Source organism: Caulobacter sp. SLTY (assembly GCF_009905535.1).
Classification (GTDB): domain Bacteria; phylum Pseudomonadota; class Alphaproteobacteria; order Caulobacterales; family Caulobacteraceae; genus Caulobacter.
The window spans coordinates 1-864 of sequence record NZ_JAAALA010000082.1 but is presented as its reverse complement, the minus strand read 5'-3'; the positions used below and the strand labels follow the sequence as shown (position 1 = coordinate 864).

Below are 864 nucleotides of genomic sequence, written 5' to 3'. Positions count from 1 at the left end.
GGGGAGAGGAGGGCGGTGTCGGCCTCGCTCTGGGGGTTGTGCAGACAGTCGAGGGCGGCGCGCCAGCCCGGCCACTGCTCGCGGGCCAGCCAGGCGGGGTCCTGCCATTCGGGCAATTCAGGGGCGCGTTCGAACGCTTCGTGGGCCAGCTTGCGCACCACGCGGGCGGCGAGGCCGGCGGTGGCCGGATAGATGGCCTCGATCTCCGGCACCTCGTCGGCGCGGGCGATATCGACGAGGTAGTCGGGGTGGACGATGTTCCAGGTGTCGTTGAAGCGCTCGACCTTGCCGCTGACGATCCGCTTGGCGCCGACCGGATGCTGGCGCTCCAGGTGCGGGCCGTGGCCCTTGAAGAAGGTCAGGGTCAGGAAGCCGCTGTCGCTGGCGACCACCCGGATGCGCCAGGGCTGGCTGGGGCCGCGCGGCCGCTGGTGATCGTTCACGACCACCGAGAGGGTGGCGACCTCGCCGTCGACCAGGCTGAGGAAGCTGGCCGGTTTGCGCTTCACCAGGCTGTGGGGCTTGAGGAACAGCACGTCCCGCACCAGCGGCCCGGCCAGCTTCTCCACCAGCGGCGCAACCTTGGGCCCCACGCCCTTGAGCGAGGTCGCCGGCGCGAACAGGGGGAAGAGAATCTCGGGGCGCATTGGCGTGCAGGATAGCGCGGGTGCTTAGAACCGCCGATACGGGGCGATGCTCTTCAGGAAGTCCTCGTGCGTGCCGAAGCCCTGGTGATCGGCGATCTGGGGCTCCAGAGACGCGGCTTCCAGGAGCCAGCGTTGGGCGGAGCCGTAGCGTTCGGCGCGGCGCCAGCGGGTGGTGTCTTCGATCATGGCGCGGAGGACGAGGGCGGCGGCGAGGGGG

1 protein-coding gene and 1 pseudogene are annotated in these 864 nt (G+C 70.5%); both read right to left on the bottom strand.

Going from position 1 to position 864, the window contains the following annotated elements; translation table 11 throughout:
* Nucleotides 1–647 (bottom strand): annotated as a pseudogene (locus GVN21_RS20335) (ATP-dependent DNA helicase RecG); the annotation flags it as partial.
* Nucleotides 648–671: 24 nt separating this feature from the next.
* A partial coding sequence (locus tag GVN21_RS20330; RefSeq protein WP_346764300.1) for a DUF6880 family protein occupies nt 672–864 on the bottom strand: 193 nt, incomplete at its 5' end.